Here is a 25458-nt window from a genome sequence, read left to right as displayed (position 1 = left end):
GTGCGGCTCGTCCCTGCGGATGCTGCGCCGGGCGATGCGCCGGATCTTCTCCAATCCCTGGCTTCACGATGAGCACCGCTTCAGCGACGTGTTCCGCTGGAAGTTCGGGATCGCGGCGAAAGATTCGCCTTCTTCAGCGTCCGATGTTTCCGCGAGTTCAGTCCCTATGATGTCAGCCGGGCCGCCAGAGATTGGCTGGCGGGTCACCTGGCTCGGGCACTCGTCGTTTCTCTTGCAGGGCGGCGGCAGGAACCTGCTGATCGACCCCGTCTTCTCGGAGCACTGCGCGCCGCTTCCTTTTCCCTCGCTGAAGCGGCTGGTGCCCACGCCGTGCAGTCTGGACGAGCTGCCCGGGATCGATGCCGTGCTGCTCACGCATTCCCACTACGATCACCTCGATCTGCCGACCTTGCGCACGCTGGGATACCAGACACGGCTGGTGGTGGCGGAAGGGCATGCGGGATGGCTCGCCCGCAAAGGCTTCACTGAAGTACTAGAACTCCCGTGGTTCAGCTCCTCGGAAATCTTCGAGGGCCTCCGGGTCACTTCCACGCCGGCACAGCATTTTACCGCGCGCACTCCATTCGACCGGAATCACGGGCACTGGTGCGGCTGGCTGCTAGAGCATGCCGGGGTGAAGCTGTGGCACGCGGGGGACAGCGGTTATTGCCCGGTCTTTCGCGAGATCGGCGAGCGATTCGGACCCATCGACTTCGGAATGATCCCGATAGGAGCCTACTCTCCGCGCTGGTTCATGAAGCCGATGCACATGATACCGGAGGAGGCGGTGCAGGTCTTTGAAGACACCCGCTGCCGTCGAGCCGTGGCCATGCACTGGGGGACTTTCCGGCTAACGGATGAGCCGCTCGGCGAGCCTCCCATGCGGCTAGTCGCCGGACTGGAGAGGAAAGGAATCCAGTCGGGACGGTTCATGGTGGGGAGGGTGGGGGAGTCATGGGATGTTCGTCGGTAACTGATTGGTTACCCTACCATTTCGTTACCAGGCTGCCCTTGTGGACGCCGCGTGCCGGGCGTTTTTGTGGAGTCGTTCCGGAAGGCTCAACCGCCGCCCGCCATGGGCGACGGGCCTTTCGCTCCAGAAGAAACCACTATCATGAATGCCTCCCGCCTTTTCCTCGCCTCATTGGGATCGGCCCTGGTCGCCTGCAGCGCCGCACGCGGCAGCACTGCCTACGGCACCATCAACAACTTCGATGTCGTCAACGATACCGGCACCGCGTGTCATGGTTTCGAGGTCGAGATCGAGGACTGCCCGAGCACGGGTATCACCTACACCTACGACTGGAACCACTACGGCACCTGCAAGATCACGCAGGACGATTCCATTCCGGGCCATCCGAGATGCCTGGTCCGTTGGTCGGCTGTTAGAAAGCCGGATGGGACCTGGTCGGCATACACCGCCGTCCCCACCGCGCCCATTTTGCCGACGGACGGTCACATGTTCACCAATCCGGCGGTAAATTTCGGCGGCGAGCACTTCGGCGTGGGGATCAATGCGAACGCTGCATCGGTGAAGTATTTCTGGCTGGTGGATGACGGCGCGGGAGCCCTGGTGCGCGGTCCCGCGGTGCAGGTTTCCACACCTAGCTTCACCTACTACCCGCCGCCAGTCGCGGGAGCAGCCGCACAAGTGCAGGCGGCAATCAAGCCGCCCGAGGCTCCCGAGGTGCACGTGAAGGAATTCGGCCCCGCGGTGTGGGTGAAGGAAATCCGCACCACCACTCACAACAACCGCGAGGTGAAACTGCGCGACCTGGTGTCAGACGATCCTGGAGATGCGGGCGACCGCAACTGGCGCAACGACGAGCCCGACGAGGTGGAGTTCGAGTGGGAGATTCTTCAGACCGAGTTCAATGCGGTGGGCGGTGGCAGGAAGGGAAAACTGGAAGCGGCTGGGGAAGACCTGCCGGATGGCGATGAAGTGGTAACACGCCGTTATGAATTCTTCGAGTATGTGGGGCCGCTCGATGCGGAGAGCGGCGAGGTGGCGACCGACGGCGTGGGACCGGATGGCATCCACGGCGACGGAGTCGGTGAGGTGAACGGGGTGGAAACCGACTTCTCCACCATCGAGGTGGTGGGCAAGTTCCTCGGCTCGCAGATGTCCGCATTCAATCCGGATGCGGAGGTTGGTCTTGCCGAACATCTTCAGAATGGCGAGGTGGGAGAGCCCTATCCCGACCGGCTCGTCGTTATTCCGGGGGCTACACCCTTTAGCTGCATGCGCAGCGGGGATCTGCCGGATGGATTGGCATTCGATGAAGTGACGGGGATACTGTCCGGCACGCCCGTAGCGGTGGGTGAGTTCAGCTTTACCATCGAGGCCGCGGATGCTGTCCTGCCGGCAGTCGCGAAGACCTATACCATCATGGTGGCGGAAGCGGGTGCGGCATTGGCACCGCAAGCGGTGGTCGATACCATCGCGGAGCCGGTGGCAGGCGGGATCACCACGGGAAGCGGTGCGTATGACCCCGGCCAAGCGGTCAATCTAACGGCGGTCGCAAATCCCGGCTATCACTTCGTCCATTGGACGGATCAAGACATCGTGGTGGGTGACCAGCCGAGCTACACATTTACCGCGGACGTACATCACGCCGTGGTGGCCCACTTCGCTGCGGAGGTCCCGGCCTGGGAAATCCTTGCGAATGTCTTTCCCGCGGTTGGTGGCAGTGTTTCGGGGGCGGGCAGCTTTCAAGACGGCAGTGCGGTCACACTCGTCGCCTCTGCCGGTCCCGGCTATCGCTTCGTGAACTGGACGGAGACCGGCGTGCAGGTCGCGACGACTTCCACCTATTCCTTTCCCGCGTCGGTGGACCGCGACCTCACCGCCAACTTCGTGGTCAACGATGGCAGCACGTGGGCTCTCGCATTGAATGCTTCTCCATCTGTCGGCGGAACCGTCAGCGGCGGTGGCGACTATGCCGATGAGAGCCAGGTCACTGTCATTGCCGCGCCAAATCCGGGGTATCTTTTCAAGCGATGGGAGCGCGGCAACAGCAAGGTGAGCGAGAAGGCGACCTATCGCTTCACGCTCGATGACGACCTTTCGCTCACCGCTCGCTTTGTGCGGGGCTACGCGATCAGCACAAGCAGCTGGCCTGCCACCGCAGGAGGAACCAGTGGTGGTGGAACCTTCGAGGACGGTAATAACGTCGTAGTGGTGGCTTCGCCGGCAGCCGGCTATCGCTTCGTCAACTGGACGGAGAACGGCACGGTGGTCAGCAGTGCTTCGACCTACCAGTTCAAGGCCAACCCGGCTCGCAATCTGACGGCCAACTTCGATCTCGTGGTCCCCGATCCCGTGATGACGAACGATGGAAGCAGCCTGAGCTTCCATTGGCCGGCCGGCCTGCCCGGCTGGGTGCTCGAGGAATGCTCTGACCTCTCCTCGGGGGGGTGGACGGAATGCGAGTTGGAGATTGAAGCTGCGGACGGCGAATGCCGGGTACACATCGTGCCGGATTCGGAGCGAAAGTTCTTCCGTCTGCGCCACCCTTGACCCGGGAAGGGGGGCACCGACGTGCCCCCTTCCTTGTTCTTCACTTCAGGAAATTGTTCACGCCTTCGGTGGCGGGATCCCAATACTGCACGGAACTCACCTTGCCGTTTTCCAGTCCGATCACGGTGACCTTGTCCTTTTGCTCGGGGAAGCTCGCGATCAACGCCGCGTCGTCCCCGAGGATGATGCGGTGGTTGTATTTCTTCATCTTCGGCAGGGCGAACATGCGGCCGACGCCGGGCATGCCATGGATGTTCGCGATATAGATGGCCTTCTTGCCAGCGAGGTGATCCTTGCCGAGCGCGGTCAGTGCGCCGTTGGCCTTCTTGCCGGTGTCCATGTCGTGGCTGACCAGCAGGTAGCGAGTCGATTTCGCATCGAAGGTGTAGGCTTGCTCGTGCTGATCCTTTGCGGTGAAGGGCTTCACCGAATCCCCTGTCTTGTAGGGATCGGCGTGGGCACTTAACGCTCCGAAGGCCACGGCAAAGAGGATGGACATCGGCTTGCTGTTGAGACTGACTTTCATCGGTAACGGGTTGGTTACGAAACAGTGAGCCTGGTGCTCTGATTCGCCGGGACAGAAGCTGGAACCGGGTGAATCACGGAGCAAGCAAATCTCCGTAACACCATGAAGCTGCTCCTAGGCTCACTCATTCTTCTTCCTCTACTTTCGTCCGCCGGCACGCTCAAGATCGATCAGACCAAGAGCCGTATCCAGGTCGATGCCAAGGCCACTGGCCACGAGTTCACGGGTACGCTGTCGACCTTCGACGCGAAGGTCACCGGCGATGACACGGCCCTCACGCCGACTTCCGTGAACCTGACCTGGAAGTTCTCCGATCTGAAGACGGAGGACGACAAGCGTGACAAGGAGATGATCAAGTGGCTCGGCGGTGGCGGGTCGGAGGGGAGCTTCACCTTTACCAAGACGTGGACCGACAAGGGCAAGACCTACGCGATGGGCAATCTCAAGATTCATGGAATCTCGAAGGCAATCTCCTTTCCCTACACCTCTAGAAAGGAGGGCAACTGGATGACCATCGATGGCACGGCATCTCTCGACTACGAGGACTTCGGCCTGCCCCTGATCCGGTCGATGGCCGTGATGACGGTGAATCCGAAGCTCACGGTGCGCTTCCATCTGACCGGTGAAGTGAATTGACAGCATGAACGCGGAAATCTGGTGGAAACGACGCGCCGGTTGTGCGCGCGAGATGCTGGCGGCCAGCTTCCGGCGGGGCATGGGGCCGATTGGCGAGCCCCGGCTGGCGGGGGCGGTCGGTGACTTGCTGGCCCGGCCGGGATCGCTGGTGCGCGCCGTGGTCGCTTACCTGCTCAGCATTGAAATGGGACTGGCCGAAGAATCGGCACGGGCGCTGGGCTGCGGCCTTGAGTATCTCCACACCGCTTCGCTGGTGTTCGATGATCTGCCGGCGATGGATGACGCGCGCACACGCCGCGGCGCAGCGTGCCTTCATGTGGTCCACGGCGAGGCGATGGCGCTGCTGGCAGCACTCGCTCTGATCAATCGTGGCTACTTCCTGCTCTGGCAAGGCATGCGAAGTGTCAGTCTGGCGCGCCGCGACGAAGCCAGCGAACTGGTCGATGAATGTCTCGGCATCAACGGGCTCGCGGGCGGGCAGGCGTATGATCTCGGCGGCTGGCGTGGCCGGCAGGATCCCGCTGAAGTCGCCGCGGTGGCGGCGCGCAAGACGGGCGCGCTGCTCCGTCTTACCGTAGGTCTGCCAGCCCTGTGCGGTCGTGCCACGCACCGTGAGATCCAGCTCCTGGATCGCCTGGCCTTGCTACGAGGATTGGCGTACCAAGCGGCCGATGACTTGAAAGATGTGCACTCCCACGAGTCGGTTTCCGGAAAATCCGCAGGGCGTGATGAAGAACTCGGCCGCCCCAATCTGGTCGCGGCGGAAGGTTCCGAGGCTGCCTTCAAACGGTTCACCCGCTTGCAGGAGACCGGCGACCGCGTCGAGGCCGCCCTTCCGGGCCCCGTGGAACGCTGGGGAATGTTGCGGCCACTACGGGTCGCGCCCCCCGCCTCTGGCCAGGAGCTATCCATGGCATCTGCCGCCGTCTAACACCCTGTGGCATGTCCCTCTGGCGCCTTATCTTCACGAACCTGCGGCGTCATCGCGTGCGCACGGCTATCGGTGCCACCGGCATCGCCCTCGGCGTGGCCACCATACTCAGCGTCGTCGGCCTGCTCGGCGGCGCGGTGAAAATGTTCGAGCGTATCCTGCGCAGCGATGCCGAGGTCGTGGTTTTCGAGAAGAACGTCTCCGACCTGTTCTTCAGCAACGTCCCTAACAGCCTGGTCGATGAACTCGAAAAGCAGCCCTTCGTGAAAGAGGCGCAGCCGGTGCTTTTCGCGATCGTCACCGCTCCCGACCGGCCGGTGGTCACCTGCTTCGGCATCCGTGCGGAGGATGGACGGCTGAAGAAAGCGGAGTGGCTTTCCGGATCCATCGCCGGGTTTCAAGGCGAGAATATCGTGCTGGGTGAACGCGCCGCGGAATTCCTGAAGGCGAAGGCGGGTGACGAGGTCGAGCTCGGTCAAGGCAAGCACAGGGTCGCCGGCGTGATCCGGATGGAGAACGGCTTTGAGAATGGCGGTGTCTTCATGCCGCTGGCCGCCTGCCAGACCGCTTTTCACAAGGAAGGAGGCTCTTCGGTGATCACCGTGGCGCTTGCCGGCGGCCACGATTCATCCGAGGTGAAAGAGTGGATCGAAGAAGAATACCCGCGCATGACAGCGCTGGAAAACGAGGAATTCAGCCGCAGCTACTCGCAGTTCAAGATTCTGAAAACCACCGCTTGGGTAGTCGGCGGCTGCGCATTCTTGTTAGGAGGACTGAGCGTGACGAACACGATGATCCTTTCGGTCTTCAGTCGCATCAAGGAAATCGCCATCGCCAGGGTGTGCGGATTTTCCCGTGCTCAAGTGGCTGGCATGATCTTCGGCGAGTCGCTCGCCGTCTGCGCCTTCGGCATCGCCGGGGGTTGGCTGCTCAGCTTGGGCGGTCTTCGACTCTTGCGGGCGATTCCGCAGCTACAAGGCTACATCGAGCCGAATATCGGCTGGCAGGAGATCGTGGCGGCAGCGGTGCTCGCACTCGGCACCGCGTTGGCGGGAGCCCTTTACCCCGCGTGGTACGCCGCACGCCTGAACCCGGCACAAGCACTCAGATTTGAATGAAAGGAGACCCCGACATGGTGGAAATTCACGACGTATGGAAGAGCTTCGACCGCGGCCGGATCGAGGTGCTGAGGGGCGTGGACCTGCGGGTCCGCCGCGGTGAGACCGTCGCCCTGTGCGGCACCTCCGGCTGCGGGAAGTCCACGCTGCTCAATGTGATCGCAGGCCTCGAGTATCCCGAGAGCGGCAGTGTGCGGACTGCCGGCCGAATGGTGGGCAGCGAGCGCGAACGCGTGGATCTGCTGCGCCACAAGGTGGGCTTCGTATTCCAGCTCCATCACCTGATGCCGGATCTTACCTTGGAGGAGAACTGTTTCGTCCCCGTCATCGCTGCAGGTGGCAAACGGGACGATGCGATGCGACTGCTGCATGAACTCGCGGAAGCCACCGGCGTCTCCCACTGTCTGAAGCAACGGGTGCGCGAACTCTCCGGCGGCGAGCGCCAGCGCGGCGCACTGGTGCGCTCGCTGATGAACGAGCCCGAGCTTCTGCTAGGCGACGAGCCGACCGGCGCGCTCGACGAGGCGAATCGCGAGAAGGTCTTCGCAATCCTGCTCGACCTCGTCCGCTCGAAAGGTCGCACGCTGGTGATGGCGACCCATGACCTGGACCTCGCGAAGCGCTGTGACCGGGTCTTGCGGATGCGAGACGGCCACATCCTGGATGCCGCCTGAATGAATGCGGGACGACACGCGCTCGGCTGGCTGGTGGCGGGGAATGCCGCCGGCCTGTGGCTTTCGCTGCTACTGCTTTTCCCCGGGCTGAATCACGGCGAGTGGACCTACGGTCGCTGGATGCCGGTTCACCTGAATCTCCAGCTTTACGGTTGGACCGCGCTGCCGCTGGTCGGCTGGCTGCTGGCGATCTACGATGTACCTCGGAGATGGGGCTCGGCCGCCACATGGGCGTGGACCGCGGCTCTCGCCGCCGGCACGTGGTCGTGGCTCGGTGGGATCACCTCCGGCAAGATCTTCCTCGATTGGAAGGGCGGGCCGCTGCTGGCCTTCACCGGCGCGCTGGTGTTCCTCTGGTGCGTCCTCGTCCTCGGCTGGTGGAGACATCGCGAGGCGTGGAGTCGCGTGAAGGCGCGCTCGACGCTTGCCGGGCTCGCCGCGCTGGCCCTCGTCCCGTGGGGCATGATCCAGGCGAGTTCCCCCGCTGTCTATCCGCCGGTCAATCCGGGTAGCGGCGGACCCACGGGCGCGAGCCTGTTGGGTTCCACGCTGCTGGTGGTGGGCCTGCTGATGCTCTTGCCTCGCGCCTGCCGCCTGGATGTGAAGCACCCCGGCGCACCATGGAAGACGCTCGTGTACTTCGGTGCCTGCTGGATCACTTTCATCGTGGCGGAGGCCATCGGCGGCAGCCATCATGATCCGCTTCAGATCATCGCCCTCGGCCTGCTGCTACCGTGGCCCTGGCTGGTGCTGCGCGATTGGCGGACCTTTCGCTGGCCGGAAAGGCCCCATGGCTGGCGCGTCGCCACGCTGCTGTGGTGGGCGCTGCTGGTGGTCTCGGCGTGGGTAGCATTCCTGCCCGGCATTCTGGACCGAATGAAATTCACCCACGGTCTGGTCGCCCACTCGCATCTGGCCATGGCCGGCTTCACCACCTCCTTTTGTGCGCTGCTGCTTCGGCTGACGGGAAACCGCTTTGGCGGCCTTTCCTCGGCCATCGCATGGAATATCGCCGCACTTACCATGGTCGTCGTACTTGCCGCCACCGGGTGGGCGGAGAGCGCCGGCGTGGCGTGGATGGCAGAGGCACCGCCATGGCGGACCGTGGCCTTCGTCGTGCGCGCGCTATGTGGCCTGGTCATGTTCGGCGCATCAATCCACTGGTGGATCTCGTGGCGTCCCGAACCTTTCCCTCTCACTCATGAAACGAATCGCCTTGCCATTGAGCCTGGCCGTCGGCGGGATGGACGCCGCGACGGGACTTTTGCTGATCCTGACACCGTCGCTGGTGATGAGTTTGCTCTCGCTCCCGCCCCTGCCTGCGGGAGCGGAGGTCTTCATGGGGTGGATCGGAGCCTTCGTTCTGTCCACGGGGCTGTGCTACGCGCTGTGCTTGCGGAAAGGGACGACCGCGGAAGCCGTATGGACGACCACGGCGATCGTTCGCGCGGCGGTCGCCGTGTTTCTCGCCGTCAACATCGCGACCGGCGCGCTACCGGCAGCCTGGTGGGTGGTGGCGGCGACCGACGCCGCGGTGGCCGCGGTTCAGGCGATCGGGCTGAGGGCGGGTTGCTGGCGGGCGTAAGGCTGCCGCTGCGTGCCGCCGGTGTGGTGGCAATGGTCTATGCGCATTTCCTGATCTTCGCCCAGTTCGCGTGGGTCGAGCTGATGCGGGCGGCTGGTGGAACTCCCACGACGGAGAAGATCGCGCTGGGAACCATGGCTCTGGCGGGCATCGCGGCCGGCTTTTTCACGGCTCGACGAAATACCACGCCTGCCGTACTTCAGGCCGCCTTTGTCGCCGCTGCCATCTCCGCGGCGGCGTCGTCCTGGGCGGCATCCATGCCCGCGGCTCTCTGCGTCTCGCTGCTAACGGGTGCGGCGATCGGCACGATGACCGTCTCGCTGGCCCCGCTGCTACCCCGATGGTGTGGCCTCGCCTGGGTGGGACTCGGCACCGGCGTCGGCTATGCGCTCTGCAATTTTCCGCCGGTCTTCCTCGCCAGCCCCGTGCAGCAGGCGGCTTTCGGCGCGGTCTTCGCGCTCCTTGGCGCGGCGTTGGTTCCCCGGAGGGCCGCGATCTTTTCGCTCAGCGGAAACGTACCAGCGCGCCATGGAATGATCGCCGTGATCGCCGCTTTCACCGCGCTGGTGTGGCTCGATTCGGCGGCCTTCTTCGTCATCCAGCACGAACGAGACCTGAAGTCCGCCACATGGGGCGAGCCCTTGCTGTGGCGAAACGCCGCCGTGCACGTCGCCGCCGCGGTGCTCGCCGGGCTCACCTTGCGACGCGGCTTCTCCGTGCTGCTTGCCATCGCGTGGGTGATCCTGGCAGCAGCGGCCTTCGCTGTAGACAATCCCGCGACCCGTGGTTTGGCCGGGTGGATCTATCCGGCCGGTGTGTCGCTCTATTCCGCGGCGCTCGTTGCGTGGCCCGGCTTTTTCTCGCCCTCTGCCGAGCCCCGCACCATCGCCCGCCGTGCGGCTTGGCTGTATGCGGTCGCCGGGTGGTTCGGGTCCGCCAATGGAATCGGCATGGCGCAGTCGCTCCATCATGTGCCGGCGTCCTTCGTCCTTGTGGCAGGATCGGTGGTGCTCGGCGCGCTGCTGCTACGCCGGCAACAATGGCCTATGGCAGGAGCGGCAGTCGCCGTCATCTTCCTCGCCCGCTTCCAACCCTCCGCACCGCGGCCTCAGCCCACGGTGGTCGCGAACGGGCGTGCCGTCTATATCGCGGAAGGCTGCATCCACTGCCACTCGCGCTACGTGCGGCCGGGCTCGCCCGATGAACTCCCCTGGGGCCCGGCTTCCGACCTGACAGGAGTGCTGGCGGAGAAGCCCGTTCTCATCGGCAACCGACGCCAAGGACCCGATCTAACAAACGTCGGAGCCCGCCGCTCCGTGGCATGGCTCAAGCTCCACTTCCTCAACCCGCGGGATTTCGCACCGAGATCGCCGATGCCCATCTATGCCCATCTTTTCAACGATGCACGTGGTGACGATCTCATTGCCTTTCTCCGGGATGTCTCCGCGGAAGCCGCTTCATCGCATGCGGTCGCCGCACTGACGTGGACACCGAAGCCCAAGGGCCCCATTCCCGAAGGTGCGCCGCTATTTCTGAATCATTGCGCGGCCTGTCACGGACCGGTTGGCCACGGCGATGGCAAGTTCGCGGCCGCTCTCGTGAAGCGTCCCACTGACCTCGATCGGGGACCCTTCCCCTGGACGTCCTCCGGACTCGACCTCGAGAACCGCCTCGCCCGCACCATCAAGTTCGGAGTGCCAGGCACCGACATGCCGGGACATGAGACGCTCGACGACGCCCAGATCGTCGCCTTGGCCCGCTACGTTGCCTATCTGCGGCTCGAATGAGGTGCGGTCCGTTGGTTCTGAATCCTGGACCACCTGGCCACGGCTGGCTTGCAAATGCCGTCGCCGTGAAGAGCAGATCCGCGCCGGGAGGATCTCACTCCCGATGCGGAGGCGTTACCAACTTGCGGTGAAAGTGGTCACGGGTACGCGTGGCCCGATGCACCCGCTCGAAAGCAACTCGAAGAGGAAGGCCGGTGCGATGAGTGTATCGGATTTCATGGCAAATTGGGGTGGTTCGTTCAGGAGAGGTACGCCAGATCAGCGGCGATTCCTGAGCGCTAGCTGGCGAGTTCCTAGAAGCGCCAGAGAAGATCCAAGGTGATCCGGTCTTCCATGACGCCGTCTTCTTTGCTGGTAAGAGGGATTTCATAGGCCAGCCCCGCATCAAGGTCCGCGGTGAGTCGTGAGCGGAAGCCGATCGCGGCGGTGACGAAATCGCGGTTTTGGGAGGCATTCGAGGCTCCAAAGTTGAGGAGATCTGAACCTTCGAAGGTCGCGACCACCGGCACGCCGCCGCCCGCTTGGGCGAAGAAATTGGAGCGACCGTTGCCGGCTTCCAAGACGTGATGCCAGTTGAATTCGATCAAAGGGATAAACCAGCGGCAGGTCTCATAGCTCGCGTGGGCGCTAACGAAGGAAGTGGTGGCCATCTGGCCATCGAATGGAAGGTGCAAGCCCGCGCCGCCAGCCAGCTCGAAGTCGTCCCAAAGCTTCAAACCGGAAACGATCAGGTTTGCAGCTCCATCGCCTTCGCCTTGGAAGACGTCGTGGTTCCCCGTGGGAAACTCGAAAGTCACGGTTCCGCTGAGCGCGGTCGCGCGCGCTTCGTCATACACGAAGGCGTACTTGAGCCCTGCGGCGATGTTCGCGAAGCCAGACTCGTTCGACCACAACGGCTCCGTATCCGGATTGATGTCAACGTAACCGTCCTTGGTGGCGACGACGGAAAGCCGTTCGTTCAACGCGATCTCAAATTGCAACGCATAGACCTGCACATCGCCACCCATTGGCAGCGGGCCTGCCGTCGTGTTTACGAAGTCAGGCAAGCGCTGGTAGATCGCGATCGCGTGGACATTGGTTGTCGGCAGCGCGAGATCGAACAAGGTGGGATTGGAGATTGGACGGCGCGCGTTTTCGAAGCCGGTGCTCGTCACCAAGGGGGAGGATGGGGAGGTAACAATGGTCCCGGCCATCAGAGGAGCGGATGCGAGCAGCAGGGAGATCAAGGGAGCCGTTGAAGTGGTGTTCATGGTAGTGGCTTGAGACGCGGCTACCTTTGCTTGTCATGCCGAAGGCATCTAACCGTTTGCGAGCCGATGCTGCGCATATCCTGCGGATTCGCGTCAATGGGCGCTTCGGGCAACGGTTCCAAAGAAGTAAAATTGAGACGTGGGGATCGCGAATCGATGCGGAGCATGAAGGCATGCAAGGACGTAGTTTCTGGTCGGGAATGCCATCCTACAAGATACTCCCAGCACTCTCGTCCAACGCTCCGGGCCACCGGCTCCTCCCCGCCTGGACCGCATTCTGGTGCCGATCGGTTTTTCCAAGGCGTCTCTGAATGCAGTCGAGATTGCAGTTGCCCTTCTGAAAGGCAGTGACAGCGCACGTCTCACGTTGTTTCACGTCAGCCCATGCCGCCTTCGGCCAACAGGCGTGTCAGAGGATTGCCTTACCCGGCGATGCCCTTTTCTAGCGAAGTGGGGCGATCCTTGGGGGGCTGGCTAAGTCGGCACGTAATCTAAATACCGATCTTGTCGTTGTCGGGCCCCATGAACACTTTCACCGGAATTTTGAATTCCTGGGCAGCACCGCCCAGAGGTTGATTCGTCTTTCCCCGTGTTCCGTGTTGGCGGTCAAGTAGGGCTAGAAATTGTCGGCTGCGTCATAGCAGCGAAAGGATGTGCGGGACTTTTCGGAAGGCGCGCGCAGCCAGCGGCACAGATTTCAGTAACCTCGAGACTTTATGCAAGCGACGGAACTCTCGGCCTTTCATCGCTGGTTGTTGGCGGAAACTCCTTCCGGAATGCCGTCAATCGCAGTTCATGGATCGGCGGTCCTGCCCAGAGGCCTCGTCCAATCCGTGGCGAGGCATCTCAACGAATTCGACGAAGATTCCGGGGGGCATTGGCTCGCGTTTGCGCAAGAACTCATTGAGCAGATTGCTGGCTCGGAGACCCAGCGCGGCCTGTTGATATTGGCGGAGTGCTGCCAATGCGCAGCTCCGGAAGCGGAAGCGCCATGCGATCCTCTGCGGCGGACCATTGAGGGCTTGGCTGCACGGGGCCACGCGGTCTTGGAAGGCGCACTTGCGGCGGAGGCATGCCAGGGAAACCCGAACGTCTTCCGCGTCTGGCTGGGCTCTCCGACCAATGGCGCAGGCATGCTTCATCTGATCCTCCATCCCGAACACTTCAACGAGCACTCCCTGCCGGGAATCATCGCCGACACGTTCCTCGAGTGGTCGAACGCCCGCCACCTCGACTCCACCCGATGAGAGAATCCGCACACTCTCCCGCAAGACGCGCGGCGACCGCATGCAGGAATTCCGCCAGCGTCGCCGGGAGATGAGCGTAATCGCGCTGACGATTCTGGTGAGTTCCTGCCTGGCGGGGATCTTCATCTTCTGTTTCGCGGGGGAATTGGTCCGCTCGCGGAACAGCTCGCCGGAGCGCGATGCCCTGCTGCCACTCGATGACGAGACACCTGACAAGTAATGAACGCTGCCACTGCCAGAACGACGACCATCACCTATGACGACCGCACGGTGCGGCAGTTCATGATCGCCTCCATCCTGTGGGGCATCGTGGGCATGCTCGTGGGCGTGATCTGCGCCACCCAGCTCTCGTGGTGGCAGATGAACGGGAAATTCCTTGAGGCCATCAGCTTCGGCCTCTTCAAGGGCGATGGCCTGCAATACATCACCTTCGGCCGGCTCCGCCCGCTGCATACGAATGCAGTGATCTTTGCCTTCGTCGGGAACATGGCTTTCGCGGGGATCTACTACTCCACGCAGCGGCTTTGCAAAACACGCACCGCCTCCGACCTGCTTTCCAAGATCCACATGTGGGGCTGGCAGTTGATCATCCTGGCCGCGGCGATCACGCTGCCCGCGGGACTCACGCGGGGGAAGGAATACGCCGAGCTGATCTGGCCCATCAATATCGCCGTGGCCGTCGTATGGGTGATTTTCGCGATCAACTTCTTCTGGACCCTTTCGAAACGGAATGAGCCGAGCCTGTATGTGGCGCTCTGGTTCTACATCGCCACCATCGTCACGGTGGCGATGCTTTACATCGTCAACCATCTCTCGATCCCCACCTCGTGGGTGCATTCTTATCCCATCTTCGGCGGCTTGCAGGACGGGCTGGTGCAGTGGTGGTACGGACACAATGCCGTGGCCTTCTTCCTGACGACCCCGATCCTGGGGATCATGTACTATTTCCTGCCGAAGGCGGCGAACCGGCCGGTCTATAGCTACCGGCTGTCGATCGTCCACTTCTGGTCGCTGGTCTTCATCTACATCTGGGCGGGTCCGCACCACCTGCTGAATACCTCGCTCCCGCGATGGCTCCAGATGCTGGGGATGCTGTTTTCGCTCATGCTCTGGGCTCCCTCCTGGGGTGGCATGCTCAATGGCCTGCTCACCTTGCGCGGGGCATGGGCGAAACTCCGCAGCGATCCTGTGATCAAGTTCTTCGCTGCCGGGATCACCTTTTACGGGATGGCCACTTTCGAGGGTCCCTTGCTCTCGATCCGTGCGGTCAATGCGCTGTCACACTACACCGACTGGACGATCGGCCACGTGCATGCCGGTGCGCTCGGCTGGAACGGCTTCATGGCGGCGGGCATGTTCTACTGGCTCGCGCCGCGGCTGTGGAAGACCCGGTTGTGGTCGGAGTCGTGGGCGAACATGCACTTCTGGATCGGCCTGGTGGGCATCCTCCTCTACGTCGCCGCGATGTGGACCGCGGGCATCACGCAGGGGCTCATGCTCGGCCAAGTGGCGGAGGGCGGCACCACGCTCAAGTATGAATTCGTGGAGACGCTGAAGGCGATCCAGCTCACCTACATCCTGCGCTCGGTCGGTGGCACGCTGTATCTGATCGGCTTCGTAATGTGTGCCGTGAACATCTTCCGAACCGCCCGCTCCGGCAGGCCGGTGGACGAGACCGTGGAAGTCACCGTGCCGGAGAAGGAGCACGACCGCCTGCGCCTGGGCGAAGCGCTGTTCCGGGATCCGGTGGCTTATGCGGTGGCTGGCGTGGTGATGATGGTGCTGTGGTTCTTCCTGCCAAAGGGGGCGGACATGGCCGCGCTGCTCCTAGTGGTGCTGATCTGCATCCAGGGGGTGAAGACCTTCAAGCGCGAGGGGGCCAAGTGGGACCACTGGCACGAAAGCCTGCTGAAGAATTACCTGCCCTTCACCGTCCTGGTCTTCGTGGCGGTGGCGATCGGCGGCGGCGTGCAGATCGTGCCCTCGCTGCTGGTGAACCGCGAGAAGAACATCGAGGGCCGCTTGCAGGATCTCTACACGCCGCTCGAACTGGCCGGGCGGGATCTCTATGTGAACGAGGGCTGCTATAACTGCCACTCCCAAATGATCCGCACGCTGGTGCCGGACGTGATGCGCTACGGACGTGCGGGGGTGAAGGACGACTACTCGCATCTCGGTGAGTCGCTCTACGACCATCCCTACCAGTGGGGTTCCAAGCGCACCGGTCCCGATCTCGCCCGCGAGGGCGGGCCGCTGGTCGCCGGGTCCGAACACGTCCGCGCCGGCAAGCGCGACAACAAGTGGCACTGGTTCCACTTCATGAATCCCCGCTGGGCGAACGAAGACTCGAACATGCCCGCCTACCCATGGCTCTACGAGGAGAAGACCGACTTCAAGTCCCTGCCCGGCAAGATCGCGGTACAGCGCCGTCTCGGCGTGCCCTTCCCGGCGTGGACGAAGGATGAGATCGACCAGCAGGCCCGCGAGCAGGGCATGGCCATCGCGCGGTCGCTTTTCGAGGGCGACGCACCCGTGGGCTACGAGCCGATGAAGACGGCGAGCAAGGAAGAGCTCCTCCGCCACTTCTCGGAGAGCCGCGTGGTCGCGCTCATCGCCTATGTCCAGAAGGTCGGCAGCTACCACGAGATCGAGAAGAAGGATATGCCGGAAGCGATTCCGCTCGATCCCGACAGCTACCGCAAGCTGACGGAGCATGCCCGTGAGGTTCACGAGGCCCGCACCTCGTCCACCACGAAGGAAACTCCCCTCCATCCATAGCTATGTTCAAACGTGTGATCCTGGAGGAGTGGGCATCGGTGATCCCGATGATCGCGTTCGGCTCCCTCGCGGCGGTGTTCCTCATCACCACGATCCGCGCCCTCCTGATGAGGGCGTGCGACCGGGAGCGAATGGCGCAACTACCCCTGACCGACCAGCCGGACCCAGAGAATACGGAGATATCCCATGAAAGCTGAAGTGAAGCGCGGCAAGTATGCCAAGGACAAGGGCGAGGTCATCCTCCGGGAGCATGAGTTCGATGGCATCCAGGAATTCGACCAGAAGCTCCCGAACTGGTGGCTCTTCACCTTCTACGGGGCCATCGTCTGGTTCGTCGTTTATTGGTCGATCTACTACTACTCCGGCCTCTATCAGACGGATGGCCAGCGGATCGAGTCCCAGCTCTCGGCGATCCACGAGAAGAAGGAGCAGGAACTGGCCGCGACCCTCGCCTCCCTGGATGACAAGACATTGATCGAAAAGTGGGCGGCGGATCCCGCCATCGTGGCGGCCGGTGCCTCCATCTACGGCACGAATTGCGCGGCCTGCCATGCCGCGGACCTGACCGGGACGCTCGATGCCGGCGGCACAAAGGTGCCACTCCCAGGGCGCTCCCTCTGCGACGGCCACTGGGAGTATGGGGCCGGGCCCATGGAAATCTTCAAGCTGATCAACGAAGGGACGCCTGCGGAAGCCCCCGGCTACAATGGCGCGCGCATGCAGGCGTGGGGCCAGATCCTGACGCCGAAGCAGGTCGCCGAGTTGACTGCCTTCCTCATTTCCAAGAACCCGCACGACTTCGGCGGCTGATCGATCTCCACCCACCCCCAAGACCTATCATGAAATTCCCCGACGAAACTTCGCCGAAATCCCACCCCGTGAGGGACTGGGTCACCCGGCAACTCGTGCAGCAGGTTCCCGCGGAACTCGCCACGTGCGAATTCTCCTGCTCCGCCAACCAGTGTTCCGCGGAAGAGTGGTCCCACTGCTCGCGCCGGAAGCTCGCTGCGGAGGCGGCGAGAGACACCGAGCCCGGGAGCTGAGCGCCGGGCTTGGATGAAATCGCGCCGCCAGCCGGCGGTCAGATGATCGGTGCTTGCCCTTATCCGGGGGGAATGTCGCGCGGCAGCGCTGCCGTGGCATGGGCGCACTCGCATCTGTCCGTCGGCTGGCGGCGCGATTCTCAGGATTGCAAGGGATGCCGAGAGGATCCGCACAGATCCCGGCAGCAGATGCGGAGATCCCGCGGGATCCTACCGCCATGGTTTCCCTGTCCGACGCCAATGGCCACCGACCTCCGCAAGCAACCCAATCTCGACTCCGTCACCACCATCAACCGGGACGGGTCGCACTACTACCTGCACACGTCGGACGTGAAGGGCAAGTGGACCTTCGGCCGTCGCTGGGTGGCGGGCCTTTTGATCGCGGTGTATGTCCTTCTTCCCTGGGTCCAGGTGAATGGCAGCCCGGCGTTGTTCCTCGACGTGGAGAACCGGCAGTTCCATGTCTTCGGCCTTACCCTCGTGCCGCAGGACTTGTGGGTGATGTTCTTCGGCATCACCGGGCTGGGCTTCACGCTTTTCTTCATCACCTCGCTGCTGGGCCGCTTGTGGTGCGGCTGGGCCTGTCCTTACACGGTCTTCCTGGATCATGTCTTCCGCCGCATTGAGCGTTGGACGGAGGGGGATGCGGTCGCCCGCCGCCGCCTGGACGCCGCGCCGTGGAGCGCCGGCAAGTGGCTGCGGCGAGGGCTGAAGCACGCGCTCTACCTGCTCTGCGCCACGCTGATCGCGCACGTGTTCCTCTCCTACTTCGTCTCCATCCCGCGTCTCTACCAGCACATGCAGGAGGGGCCTCTCGCGCATGCCACGGCCTTCGGTGCGGTACTCTTTCTCACCCTCATCCTGTGGTTTTGCTTCGGCTGGTTCCGCGAGCAGTTCTGCGTGATCATGTGTCCCTATGGGCGCTTGCAGAGCGCGCTCACGGATGACGATACCGTCGTGATCGGCTACGATGAGAAGCGCGGCGAACCCCGTGGCCCGAAGGGCAAGGCGGAGGGCTCCTGCATCGACTGCCGGCGCTGCGTGAATGTCTGCCCCACCGGCATCGACATCCGCAATGGCTTGCAACTCGAATGCATCGGCTGCGCGGCCTGCATCGATGCGTGCGATGATGTGATGAAGCTGGTGGGCCGCCCGCCGGGCCTGGTGCGCTACGATTCGCTCAATGGCTTGCAGGGGCGCAAGCGGCGCATCCTGCGGCCACGTGTGGTCGCCTATACCATTCTCGGCCTGCTCGGGCTGACGGTCTTCAGCATCACGGCATGGCGGCGGGCGAAGCCCTTCACGGCGGACTTCAGCCGCATGCGCGGGCAGCCGTACTATGCGGATAGTACTTCAGTGAGGAATCACTTCCACGTGCGGGTTCACAACAAGCGCAACCAGCCGGCCAGCTTCGCGCTCCACCTTCGCAACGCCCCGCCGGGCTTCACCCTGAGCGGCGCGGGGCAGGCGATGGACATCCCGCCCCGCGGGGAAGCGGGCACGCCTGCGATCATCCTGGCCCCCCACGCGAGCTACGCCGGTCCCGCGATTCTCGTCATCGAAGCCCGCGTGCAGCCGGGCGACGTCGTGCTGACGCATGAGCTGCGCTTCCTCGGACCTTCCACCCATACCACTCCATGAACACGACTCCATCCACTGAACCGCGTGCAGGCTTTTTCGTCCGGCATCCGTGGCTCTTCGTCTGTTTCGCCTTCGCGCTGCTCTGCGGCGCTTGGTCCGCCCTCATCGTCGTGGCGATCAAGCAGGCGCCGCAGGTTGTCGAGACCACCCCTGCCAAGTAAGCCCATGGACCTCACCCTCGCAGGTGCCCTGCTGGCCGGTGGGGCGACCAGCCTGCACTGCGTCGGCATGTGTGGGCCGCTGGCCTGCGGTCTGGGCACCTTCGCGAAGAGCGATGCCGAACGTCTGACGGCAGCCTCCGCTTATCATGCCGGGCGGCTGTTCTCCTACTCGCTCATCGGCGCGATCTGCGGCGGACTCGGGAAAGAGCCGCTCCATTGGTTTTTCGATTCCCCGGCGGTGATCCTGCCGTGGGCCATGGTGATCGCGCTGCTACTCATCGCCACCGGGCTGGAGAAGAAGATCCCGCGCCCGGCCTTCTTCCAGCGCTTTTCTCTGAGAGTGCGGTTGCGCGCGCGAGGCCTGCCGCTGGCGGCGAGCGGAGTTCTGAGCGGCTTGCTGACTCCGCTCCTGCCCTGCGGTCCGCTTTACGCCATGTTCATCGCCCTGCTGGCAGCAGGCGGGGCGGTGCGGGGTGCGGAATTAGCGCTGGCTTTCGGTCTCGGCACCATCCCGATGCTGTGGCTCGCCCAGCGCGGCACCCAACTGCTGGGAGCGCGCCGCTCGCCCGGACTGCTGCGGGGAATCCAGCGCGGGATGGCGCTGCTGGCCGCGATGGTCCTTGCCTGGCGTCTTCACGGCACCCTGCCGCTGCCGGGTGGCGAACCCGTGGCCGACAAGGACGAGCTTCCTTCCTGCTGCCATTCCGCGAGCCCGGCACCCTGACGCGTGGCGGAATATGCGCGGGATGCCGCAAGCCATGCGTGGTCGCTGGAACCGGCGCGAACCATGGTAGCCCCGGAATGCAAGCCTGCGAACACTGCGGCACCCCCTTCATGCCACGCCGCGTGGAGGAGCGCTTCTGTTGTCGCGGCTGTGAATTTGTAGCGGCCATGATCCGCGGCCAGGGCCTGGATCGCTTCTACGACTTGCAAGGTGGCGGCACCACGCCGCCGGTGCGCAGCCGTCCCTTTGAAACGCACGATTTCTCCTGGCTGCCAGCCACGGCCGGCACCGCCCCATGCTCCGGCGGGGTGGGGGAATTCGATTGCTCGGTGGAAGGCATTTCCTGCATTGGCTGCGTCTGGCTGATCGAACGGCTTTTCCTGCGCGTGCCGGGGGCGATCCGCGCCGTGGGGAACCCCGCCAACGGCCGCCTGCACCTCGAATGGCAACGAGACTCCGCCTGCGACTTGCCCGGCTTTGCCCGGGATCTGGCGCAATTCGGGTATGTCATGGCACCCGCTACCAAGGGCGGGGAAGGGCGGGCCTCTGCGGAACTCTCGGGACGTCTCGGCCTCTGCGGTGCCTTCGCCTTGAATGCCATGGGATTCTCGCTGCCCACTTATCTGGGCATGCCGGCGGATTTTCAGTTCGCCGGACTTTTTCGCCTGATCGCCTTCGCCTCCGCCACCCTGGCGATGCTGGTGGGCGGCGGCTACTTCGCAGGCCGGGCCTGGCGGGCGCTACGCCATGGCACGCTGCACATCGACTTGCCGATCGCGCTCGGCCTGATCGCCGCGTATCTCGGCTCGCTCGCCGGCTGGATCGCCGGCGAGGAGCGGTTGCTTTACTTCGATTTCGTGGCGACCTTCGCCTTTCTGATGCTGTTGGGCCGCCGTGTGCAAACAGCAGCAGTGTCGCGGAACCGCCAGCGGCTGGTCCGCCGCTCGCCCCTGCCAGAGGAGGTCAGGGCCCAGCAAGGTCTTCTGCCGCTGGCAGAAATTGCGGCAGGCACCCGCTTCGAACTAGAACCCGGTCGTGCCCTGCCCGTGGCGGCGGTGCTAGCTGCTGGAGTTGCCGAGGTCTCGCTGGAATGGATCCACGGAGAGGCTGACCCGGTGCTGCTGAAGCCGGGGGCGCGCATCCCGGCAGGTGCCATTCTACTGGGACGCGAGGCGGTCTCCGTGACGGCGGATGAAGCGTGGGGCGATTCTCTGATTCACCAGCTTGTGGCAGGGCGGGATACCGACCGGGGTTCACCGCGCTTCCAGCGCCTGCTGCGCGTCTATCTGGTAGCCGTGCTCATCTTCGGTGTCGCTGTTTTCGCCTTCTGGTATCTGCAGGGGGATTGGCGCAGCGGTCTGCAGGCGATGATTTCGATATTCGTGGTCTCGTGTCCGTGTGCCCTGGGAGTGGCAGTTCCGCTCGCGGATGAGTGGGCCGCCACGCGGCTTGCACGGGCAGGAGCATTTGCCCGCCATGCCAGCCTCTGGCCGCGCTTGGCTCGCGTGAAGCACATCATCTTCGACAAGACCGGCACCCTCACCTTGGAGCGCCCGGTCCTCGACAATCCGGCTGCGGTGGAGAGCCTGGACACCTCGTCAGCGCTTGCCTTGGCACGGTTGACTCGCGGCTCACTTCATCCGGTCTCGCGCAGCTTGCTGGAAGCCTTGGGGGTACGGGGACAGCGTCTTTTGGAAGCCATAGGTCCCGTGCAGGTCCACGAGGTTCCAGGCGAGGGAGTGCACTGCTCCGCGGAGGATGGCACATGGTTCCTCGGCAAAGGTCAGTCCGGCACGGAACTCCGGCATGATGGGGCACTCGTTGCCTCTTTCACTCTCTCCGATTCACTCCGGCCTGGTGTGGCGGACGCCGTGAATTTGCTGCGCTCCCGCGGCCTCTCGATCCACATCCTCTCCGGAGACACCCCGGCGAAGGTCGCCAGATTGGCCACGGCGCTCCATCTGCCGGCTGAAAATGCAGCGGGTGCCTTGTCTCCCCAGCAAAAGGCCGCCCGGGTGAAGGAGCTCGACCGGCAGGACACCTTGTATCTGGGCGACGGGGCGAATGATTCGCTCGCCTTCGACGCCGCGTTCGTGACCGGCACCCCGGTGGTGGATCGCAGCCTGCTCGAATCGAAGGCGGACTTCTATGCGCTGGGCTCCGGTGTCAACTATCTCGCCGAGCTTTTCGCCGCGGCGGATGGGCGTGCCCGCGGTGTGCGCCGGGCGTTCCTCTTTGCCTTGGTCTATAACATCGCCGTGGTGACCATGGCTGCCGGGGCTTGGATGAATCCTTTGCTTGCCGCCGTGCTCATGCCGCTGAGTTCCGTCGTCTCCATTCTACTAGCCGCCACGGGTGCCCGCACCTGTGGGATTGCAACTTCAAAAAAACACCACCATGGTCTCCATCCTACCCGAAGCGATGTCCGAATCCTCGCCGAAGCCGGTGTCGACGCCGTTCGAAGCCACGCTGCATGAGCGGCTGAAGGCTTCGGATCTTTTTCGCGTCTATCAAGATGCCTTTCGTACCGCCACCGGCCTGCCGCTGCGCCTGGTGGGTGCGAATCCCGATGATTGGTGCCTGGACGATCAGGCCGTCAATCGCAGTCCCTTCTGCGAGGTGCTCAACCTCTGCAAGAGCGCCTGCCAGGCATGTGTCGAAACCAACCGTCGCCTCATTGCGGAGACCCGGGTAAACGGCCCTTCCTCCTGCCACTGCTTCGCCGGGCTCACGGCATCAGCGGTTCCCGTGAAGCTCGGGAAATCGATCGTCGGATTTCTCAAGACCGGGCAGGTCTTCTCGCGCACACCGGATGACGCGCAGTTCGAGGAGGTGCTTGGTAGGATAGGCCGGAAGACCCTGGACGAGGGAACCCAAGCCGCCCTGCGCGTCGCCTACCTTCAGACCCGCTCGGTGGAGCCGGAACGCTACGCCAGCATGATCACGCTGCTGCAGAGCTTCGCCGATCAACTCGGCCGCCATGCCGAATCGCTTGCGATCATCGAGGAAGGCCGCGAGCCCGCCGCCATTGCCAAGGCGCGCCGCTACATTCATGAGCACTTGGATGATCCGCTGCCGCTCGGTGATGTTGCCCGCGAGGCCGGGCTGAGCGAGTCGCACTTCTGCCGGCTCTTCAAGGAGGCCACCGGGCTGACCCTCACCGACTACGTCAACCGCTGCCGGATCGAGCGTGCCAAGAACGAACTACTGAAGTCGGACCGGCGCGTCTCCGAGATCGCTTTCGAGGTGGGGTTCCAATCGCTTTCCCAGTTCAACCGCAGTTTTTCGAGGATTACCGGCCATTCACCGACGACGTGGCGGCAGGATCGATTGAAGGCCGCCGCCGAGTGACCGGGATCGCGATGGTCCTTTGCCATCGGCCGGATCAGTAATCGCGGTGATCGGCAAGGGATTCCTGCAGGTCGTTGTGGGAAACCCGTGATCCTCAGGTTTCCCGTGGATCGGGTTGCCCACGGGAGGCTTCCTCCCAAAGCCGTCGCGTAATATTGGGTTCTCCGAGGCGGCCTTTTCTATGGAAACGTGCCGGGGATTCGCTCGGCCGTGATCTTCCATTTCGCGCTACGCGCGCTACGCGCATGTTCGCCCGTGGCTTTGCTTTCAGAGCGGCCAGAGCTGCCGCGTCAGGGGTTCTGCGTAGCCTTCGTCCCAGATAGGAGGAAGCTCGGTTTTGAAGCATCACGAGATTTTTCTAGGGGCCGGAGCAAGGATAATTCTCGCCGGAGGGCTTCGGGTTGATGGGGAGATCGAGCAAGGATGGGGCTTTCAGATCTCTCATTGAGACTCGATGATTTCTTTGCGTCAGGGTTGTTCTATTTTTCAACTTGATGTTAGGGATGAACTACACAGCATCTGCAATGTTATGGTAAAACCTCACATGCAACTCCTCCGATACCTGCCAATCCTCGCGGTAGGATGTTCCTCCGTCTCCGCCATCGTCGTCGACGCCCCCGTCATGCCGGCGGCCAGTGGCCCCTTGAAGCGGGGCGGAGGGATCTTCATCAGCTGCCCGACTCCGGGCGCCACGATCCGCTACACCATGAACGGCGTGGACCCCACCCTGAACGATCCGGTCGTACCCGCGCCGGGAGTCCTCTACTTCGGTGACGACGTCACCATCAAGACAAAGGCCTGGGTGGGCTCCGACGTCAGTCCCACTACCACCCGCACCTTCACCATCACGGGGGACATCTCCGCAGGCCGCCTCCACACCGTGATGATGGATGCGGTGGGCAATGCCTATGCCTGGGGCGCGCAGAACGACGGGCGCCTGGCGAACCTCACGACCGCTTCCGGCACTGCCGTCACCATAATGTCCTATGCCTCGACCAATTTCGTAAGGGATGCCCGCAGCATCTCCGCCGGTCAGGACCACTCCCTCTTCGCCGAGGGGATCGGAACTCTCTTCGGCGTCGGCAACAACAGCAACGGCCAGGTGGGCGACAACACGACAACGACACGTTCCGGCTTTGTGAATGTCACCGATGGCGTCTCCCCCGTCGGCGGTTGCGAGGCAGTGTCCGCAGGCACCGATTTCTCCGGCGCGCTCTCGTATGGCGGGAACGTTTACACCTGGGGAACTGAAACTGGCGGACGCCTCGGCAATGGCGCCATTCTCGGCAACCAGAAGTACGCAGGGCTGGTCACACGCGGCGACGTGGGCGGAGCCCCGGCCCTCGCGGACGTGGTGGAAATCGAGTTCGGCGCTGGCTTCGGCGTCGCCCGCCAGGCCCATGCAGATGAGCTCATTGGCGGCACCGGCAAGGTCTATACCTGGGGGCACAACAACAACGGCCAGCTCGGCCTGGGAAATACCACCAACCGTTCGCGCGCATATCCCGTGATGCTGAACTCCACGACCGAACTGACCGACGTGACCGCCATCTCCGGCGGCCAGAACCACACCGCAGTCGTCCGCTGGAAGACCGGCGACCCCAATATGCAAGGCACGGTGTGGAGCTTCGGCGAACGCGCTGGCGGCCGCCTGGGCAACAACGTGACCACTGGCGGGAATGTCACCTATCCGGTGCAGGCTGAGATCGCCGTCGGCGTGCCCCTGCAGCACATCGTGGCCGTTTCCGCCGGCGCCTCGCACACGCTGGCGCTGGACAACATCGGCCAAGTCTGGTCCTGGGGAAACAACTCCAAGGGACAGCTCGGCGACAACACCACTACCAATCGCGGCACCGCCAACCGGGTGAGAAATACGACCCATTCCGCCCCTCTTACCGGCATCGTCGCCATTGCCGCAGGCGGTGAGGGCAACGATGGCTACAGCATCGCGATCGCCGACGATGGCACCGTTTACGGCTGGGGCTGCAACAGCCACGCCCAGCTCGGCATACCGGCCACCAACAGCCCGATCGGACTCCCGGTGGTACCATCCGTGTGGAATCCGGCGCCGGAGCTTTCCACCGTGACCACCACGCCCAACGTGACCACCGGCACCGCCCCCGGCGCCGCCACCGTGGCAGTGACCCGCACCATGGCCTATCAGGATGGTTCCGCCATGAAGTTCGAGCTTTGGGTGAACGGAACCCTCCACACCACCCGCACCCCGACCGTGCCTGCCGACTGGAATGTCAACCTGAGCGGGCTCGCCGCCGGCAACTATGTCGTCGTGGCGGTGGTGTACGACCTGCATGACAACATGATCCACTCCAACCAGCAAGGATTCACGATCAACTGAGGTCCACGTTGGATTCCCGGCGGTCCGGAAGTTCCGGGCCGCCTTGTTCACACTTGCGGGAGCAGCGGGAAACCGTGCCTATCTCGCAAAACCGCCTATTGCCCGGCGACGCGGAGGCGCAGGAACTTGG

General features: G+C 63.5%; 23 protein-coding genes. 21 read left to right on the top strand and 2 right to left on the bottom strand.

Going from position 1 to position 25458, the window contains the following annotated elements:
• Positions 1-169 precede the first annotated feature (169 nt).
• Together OKA05_RS12555 and OKA05_RS12550 are read left to right on the top strand one after the other, a co-directional pair.
• Positions 170-973, top strand: a complete 804-nt coding sequence (locus OKA05_RS12555) for an MBL fold metallo-hydrolase (RefSeq protein ID WP_264487492.1) — start codon at positions 170-172, stop codon at positions 971-973.
• Positions 974-1114: 141 nt separating this feature from the next.
• Positions 1115-3520, top strand: coding sequence for an InlB B-repeat-containing protein (locus OKA05_RS12550; RefSeq protein ID WP_264487491.1), 2406 nt, complete (start codon positions 1115-1117; stop codon positions 3518-3520).
• Positions 3521-3560: 40 nt separating this feature from the next.
• Here the strand turns inward: OKA05_RS12550 and OKA05_RS12545 are convergent, their stop codons facing one another.
• Positions 3561-4046, bottom strand: a complete 486-nt coding sequence (locus OKA05_RS12545; protein WP_264487490.1) for a hypothetical protein — start codon at positions 4044-4046, stop codon at positions 3561-3563.
• Positions 4047-4148: 102 nt separating this feature from the next.
• Here OKA05_RS12545 and OKA05_RS12540 point away from each other — a divergent pair, with 102 nt between their 5' ends.
• Genes OKA05_RS12540 through OKA05_RS12520 form a run of 5 tightly spaced genes read left to right on the top strand, consistent with a single transcriptional unit; the run spans position 4149 to position 10777 of the window.
• Positions 4149-4682, top strand: coding sequence for a YceI family protein (locus OKA05_RS12540; RefSeq protein ID WP_264487489.1), 534 nt, complete (start codon positions 4149-4151; stop codon positions 4680-4682).
• A gap of 4 nt (positions 4683-4686) precedes the next feature.
• On the top strand, positions 4687-5613 hold the full coding sequence (locus OKA05_RS12535) for a polyprenyl synthetase family protein (protein WP_264487488.1): 927 nt from the start codon (positions 4687-4689) through the stop codon (positions 5611-5613).
• 11 nt (positions 5614-5624) lie between these two features.
• Positions 5625-6731 (top strand): ABC transporter permease, encoded by a 1107-nt coding sequence (locus OKA05_RS12530; protein WP_264487487.1) that lies wholly within the window; start codon positions 5625-5627, stop codon positions 6729-6731.
• A complete protein-coding gene (locus OKA05_RS12525) occupies positions 6728-7405 on the top strand; it encodes an ABC transporter ATP-binding protein (protein WP_264487486.1) in 678 nt (225 codons plus the stop codon). The genes OKA05_RS12530 and OKA05_RS12525 overlap by 4 nt, the downstream gene beginning before the upstream one ends.
• A complete protein-coding gene (locus OKA05_RS12520; RefSeq protein WP_264487485.1) occupies positions 7406-10777 on the top strand; it encodes a cbb3-type cytochrome c oxidase subunit II in 3372 nt (1123 codons plus the stop codon).
• A 293-nt stretch (positions 10778-11070) separates the two neighbouring features.
• Here the strand turns inward: OKA05_RS12520 and OKA05_RS12515 are convergent, their stop codons facing one another.
• Positions 11071-12027 (bottom strand): hypothetical protein, encoded by a 957-nt coding sequence (locus OKA05_RS12515; RefSeq protein WP_264487484.1) that lies wholly within the window; start codon positions 12025-12027, stop codon positions 11071-11073.
• 280 nt (positions 12028-12307) lie between these two features.
• Between OKA05_RS12515 and OKA05_RS29440 the strand changes: the two genes are divergently transcribed.
• The 14 genes from OKA05_RS29440 (at position 12308) to OKA05_RS12455 (ending at position 25328) form a co-directional block, all read left to right on the top strand.
• Positions 12308-12505, top strand: coding sequence for a hypothetical protein (locus OKA05_RS29440; RefSeq protein WP_369335604.1), 198 nt, complete (start codon positions 12308-12310; stop codon positions 12503-12505).
• The gene (locus OKA05_RS29435; RefSeq protein ID WP_369335605.1) at positions 12486-12641 is read left to right on the top strand and encodes a universal stress protein; all 156 of its coding nucleotides are present in this window, start codon (positions 12486-12488) and stop codon (positions 12639-12641) included. Before OKA05_RS29440 ends, OKA05_RS29435 begins: the two co-directional genes overlap by 20 nt.
• 408 nt (positions 12642-13049) lie before the next feature.
• Positions 13050-13274, top strand: coding sequence for a hypothetical protein (locus tag OKA05_RS12510; protein ID WP_264487483.1), 225 nt, complete (start codon positions 13050-13052; stop codon positions 13272-13274).
• A 40-nt stretch (positions 13275-13314) separates the two neighbouring features.
• Positions 13315-13494 carry a hypothetical protein gene (locus OKA05_RS12505; protein WP_264487482.1) on the top strand — a complete coding sequence of 60 codons (180 nt, stop codon included), beginning with the start codon at positions 13315-13317 and terminating at the stop codon, positions 13492-13494.
• Complete coding sequence (ccoN, locus tag OKA05_RS12500; RefSeq protein ID WP_264487481.1) at positions 13494-16052, top strand: cytochrome-c oxidase, cbb3-type subunit I; 2559 nt, start codon at positions 13494-13496, stop codon at positions 16050-16052. The genes OKA05_RS12505 and ccoN overlap by 1 nt, the downstream gene beginning before the upstream one ends.
• Positions 16053-16054: 2 nt before the next feature.
• Positions 16055-16249, top strand: coding sequence for a hypothetical protein (locus OKA05_RS12495; RefSeq protein WP_264487480.1), 195 nt, complete (start codon positions 16055-16057; stop codon positions 16247-16249).
• The gene (locus tag OKA05_RS12490; protein ID WP_264487479.1) at positions 16239-16862 is read left to right on the top strand and encodes a cbb3-type cytochrome c oxidase N-terminal domain-containing protein; all 624 of its coding nucleotides are present in this window, start codon (positions 16239-16241) and stop codon (positions 16860-16862) included. Before OKA05_RS12495 ends, OKA05_RS12490 begins: the two co-directional genes overlap by 11 nt.
• Positions 16863-16891: 29 nt before the next feature.
• Complete coding sequence (locus tag OKA05_RS12485) at positions 16892-17095, top strand: hypothetical protein (RefSeq protein WP_264487478.1); 204 nt, start codon at positions 16892-16894, stop codon at positions 17093-17095.
• A gap of 240 nt (positions 17096-17335) precedes the next feature.
• On the top strand, positions 17336-18736 hold the full coding sequence (gene ccoG, locus OKA05_RS12480; protein ID WP_264487477.1) for a cytochrome c oxidase accessory protein CcoG: 1401 nt from the start codon (positions 17336-17338) through the stop codon (positions 18734-18736).
• Positions 18733-18897: a hypothetical protein gene (locus tag OKA05_RS12475; protein ID WP_264487476.1), complete on the top strand. Its 165-nt coding sequence runs from the start codon at positions 18733-18735 to the stop codon at positions 18895-18897. Before ccoG ends, OKA05_RS12475 begins: the two co-directional genes overlap by 4 nt.
• A 4-nt stretch (positions 18898-18901) precedes the next feature.
• Positions 18902-19621, top strand: a complete 720-nt coding sequence (locus OKA05_RS12470) for a sulfite exporter TauE/SafE family protein (protein ID WP_264487475.1) — start codon at positions 18902-18904, stop codon at positions 19619-19621.
• Between the two features lie 77 nt (positions 19622-19698).
• Positions 19699-22098 carry a heavy metal translocating P-type ATPase metal-binding domain-containing protein gene (locus OKA05_RS12465; protein WP_264487474.1) on the top strand — a complete coding sequence of 800 codons (2400 nt, stop codon included), beginning with the start codon at positions 19699-19701 and terminating at the stop codon, positions 22096-22098.
• Positions 22043-22972, top strand: coding sequence for a helix-turn-helix domain-containing protein (locus tag OKA05_RS12460; RefSeq protein WP_264487473.1), 930 nt, complete (start codon positions 22043-22045; stop codon positions 22970-22972). Before OKA05_RS12465 ends, OKA05_RS12460 begins: the two co-directional genes overlap by 56 nt.
• Before the next feature lie 544 nt (positions 22973-23516).
• Positions 23517-25328: a chitobiase/beta-hexosaminidase C-terminal domain-containing protein gene (locus tag OKA05_RS12455; RefSeq protein ID WP_264487472.1), complete on the top strand. Its 1812-nt coding sequence runs from the start codon at positions 23517-23519 to the stop codon at positions 25326-25328.
• Positions 25329-25458 lie beyond the last annotated feature (130 nt).

The sequence above is a fragment of the Luteolibacter arcticus genome (assembly GCF_025950235.1).
Taxonomy (GTDB): Bacteria; Verrucomicrobiota; Verrucomicrobiia; order Verrucomicrobiales; family Akkermansiaceae; genus Haloferula; species Haloferula arctica.
The sequence above is the reverse complement of the archived record's forward strand: the minus strand, read 5'-3'. Positions and strand labels throughout refer to the sequence as shown.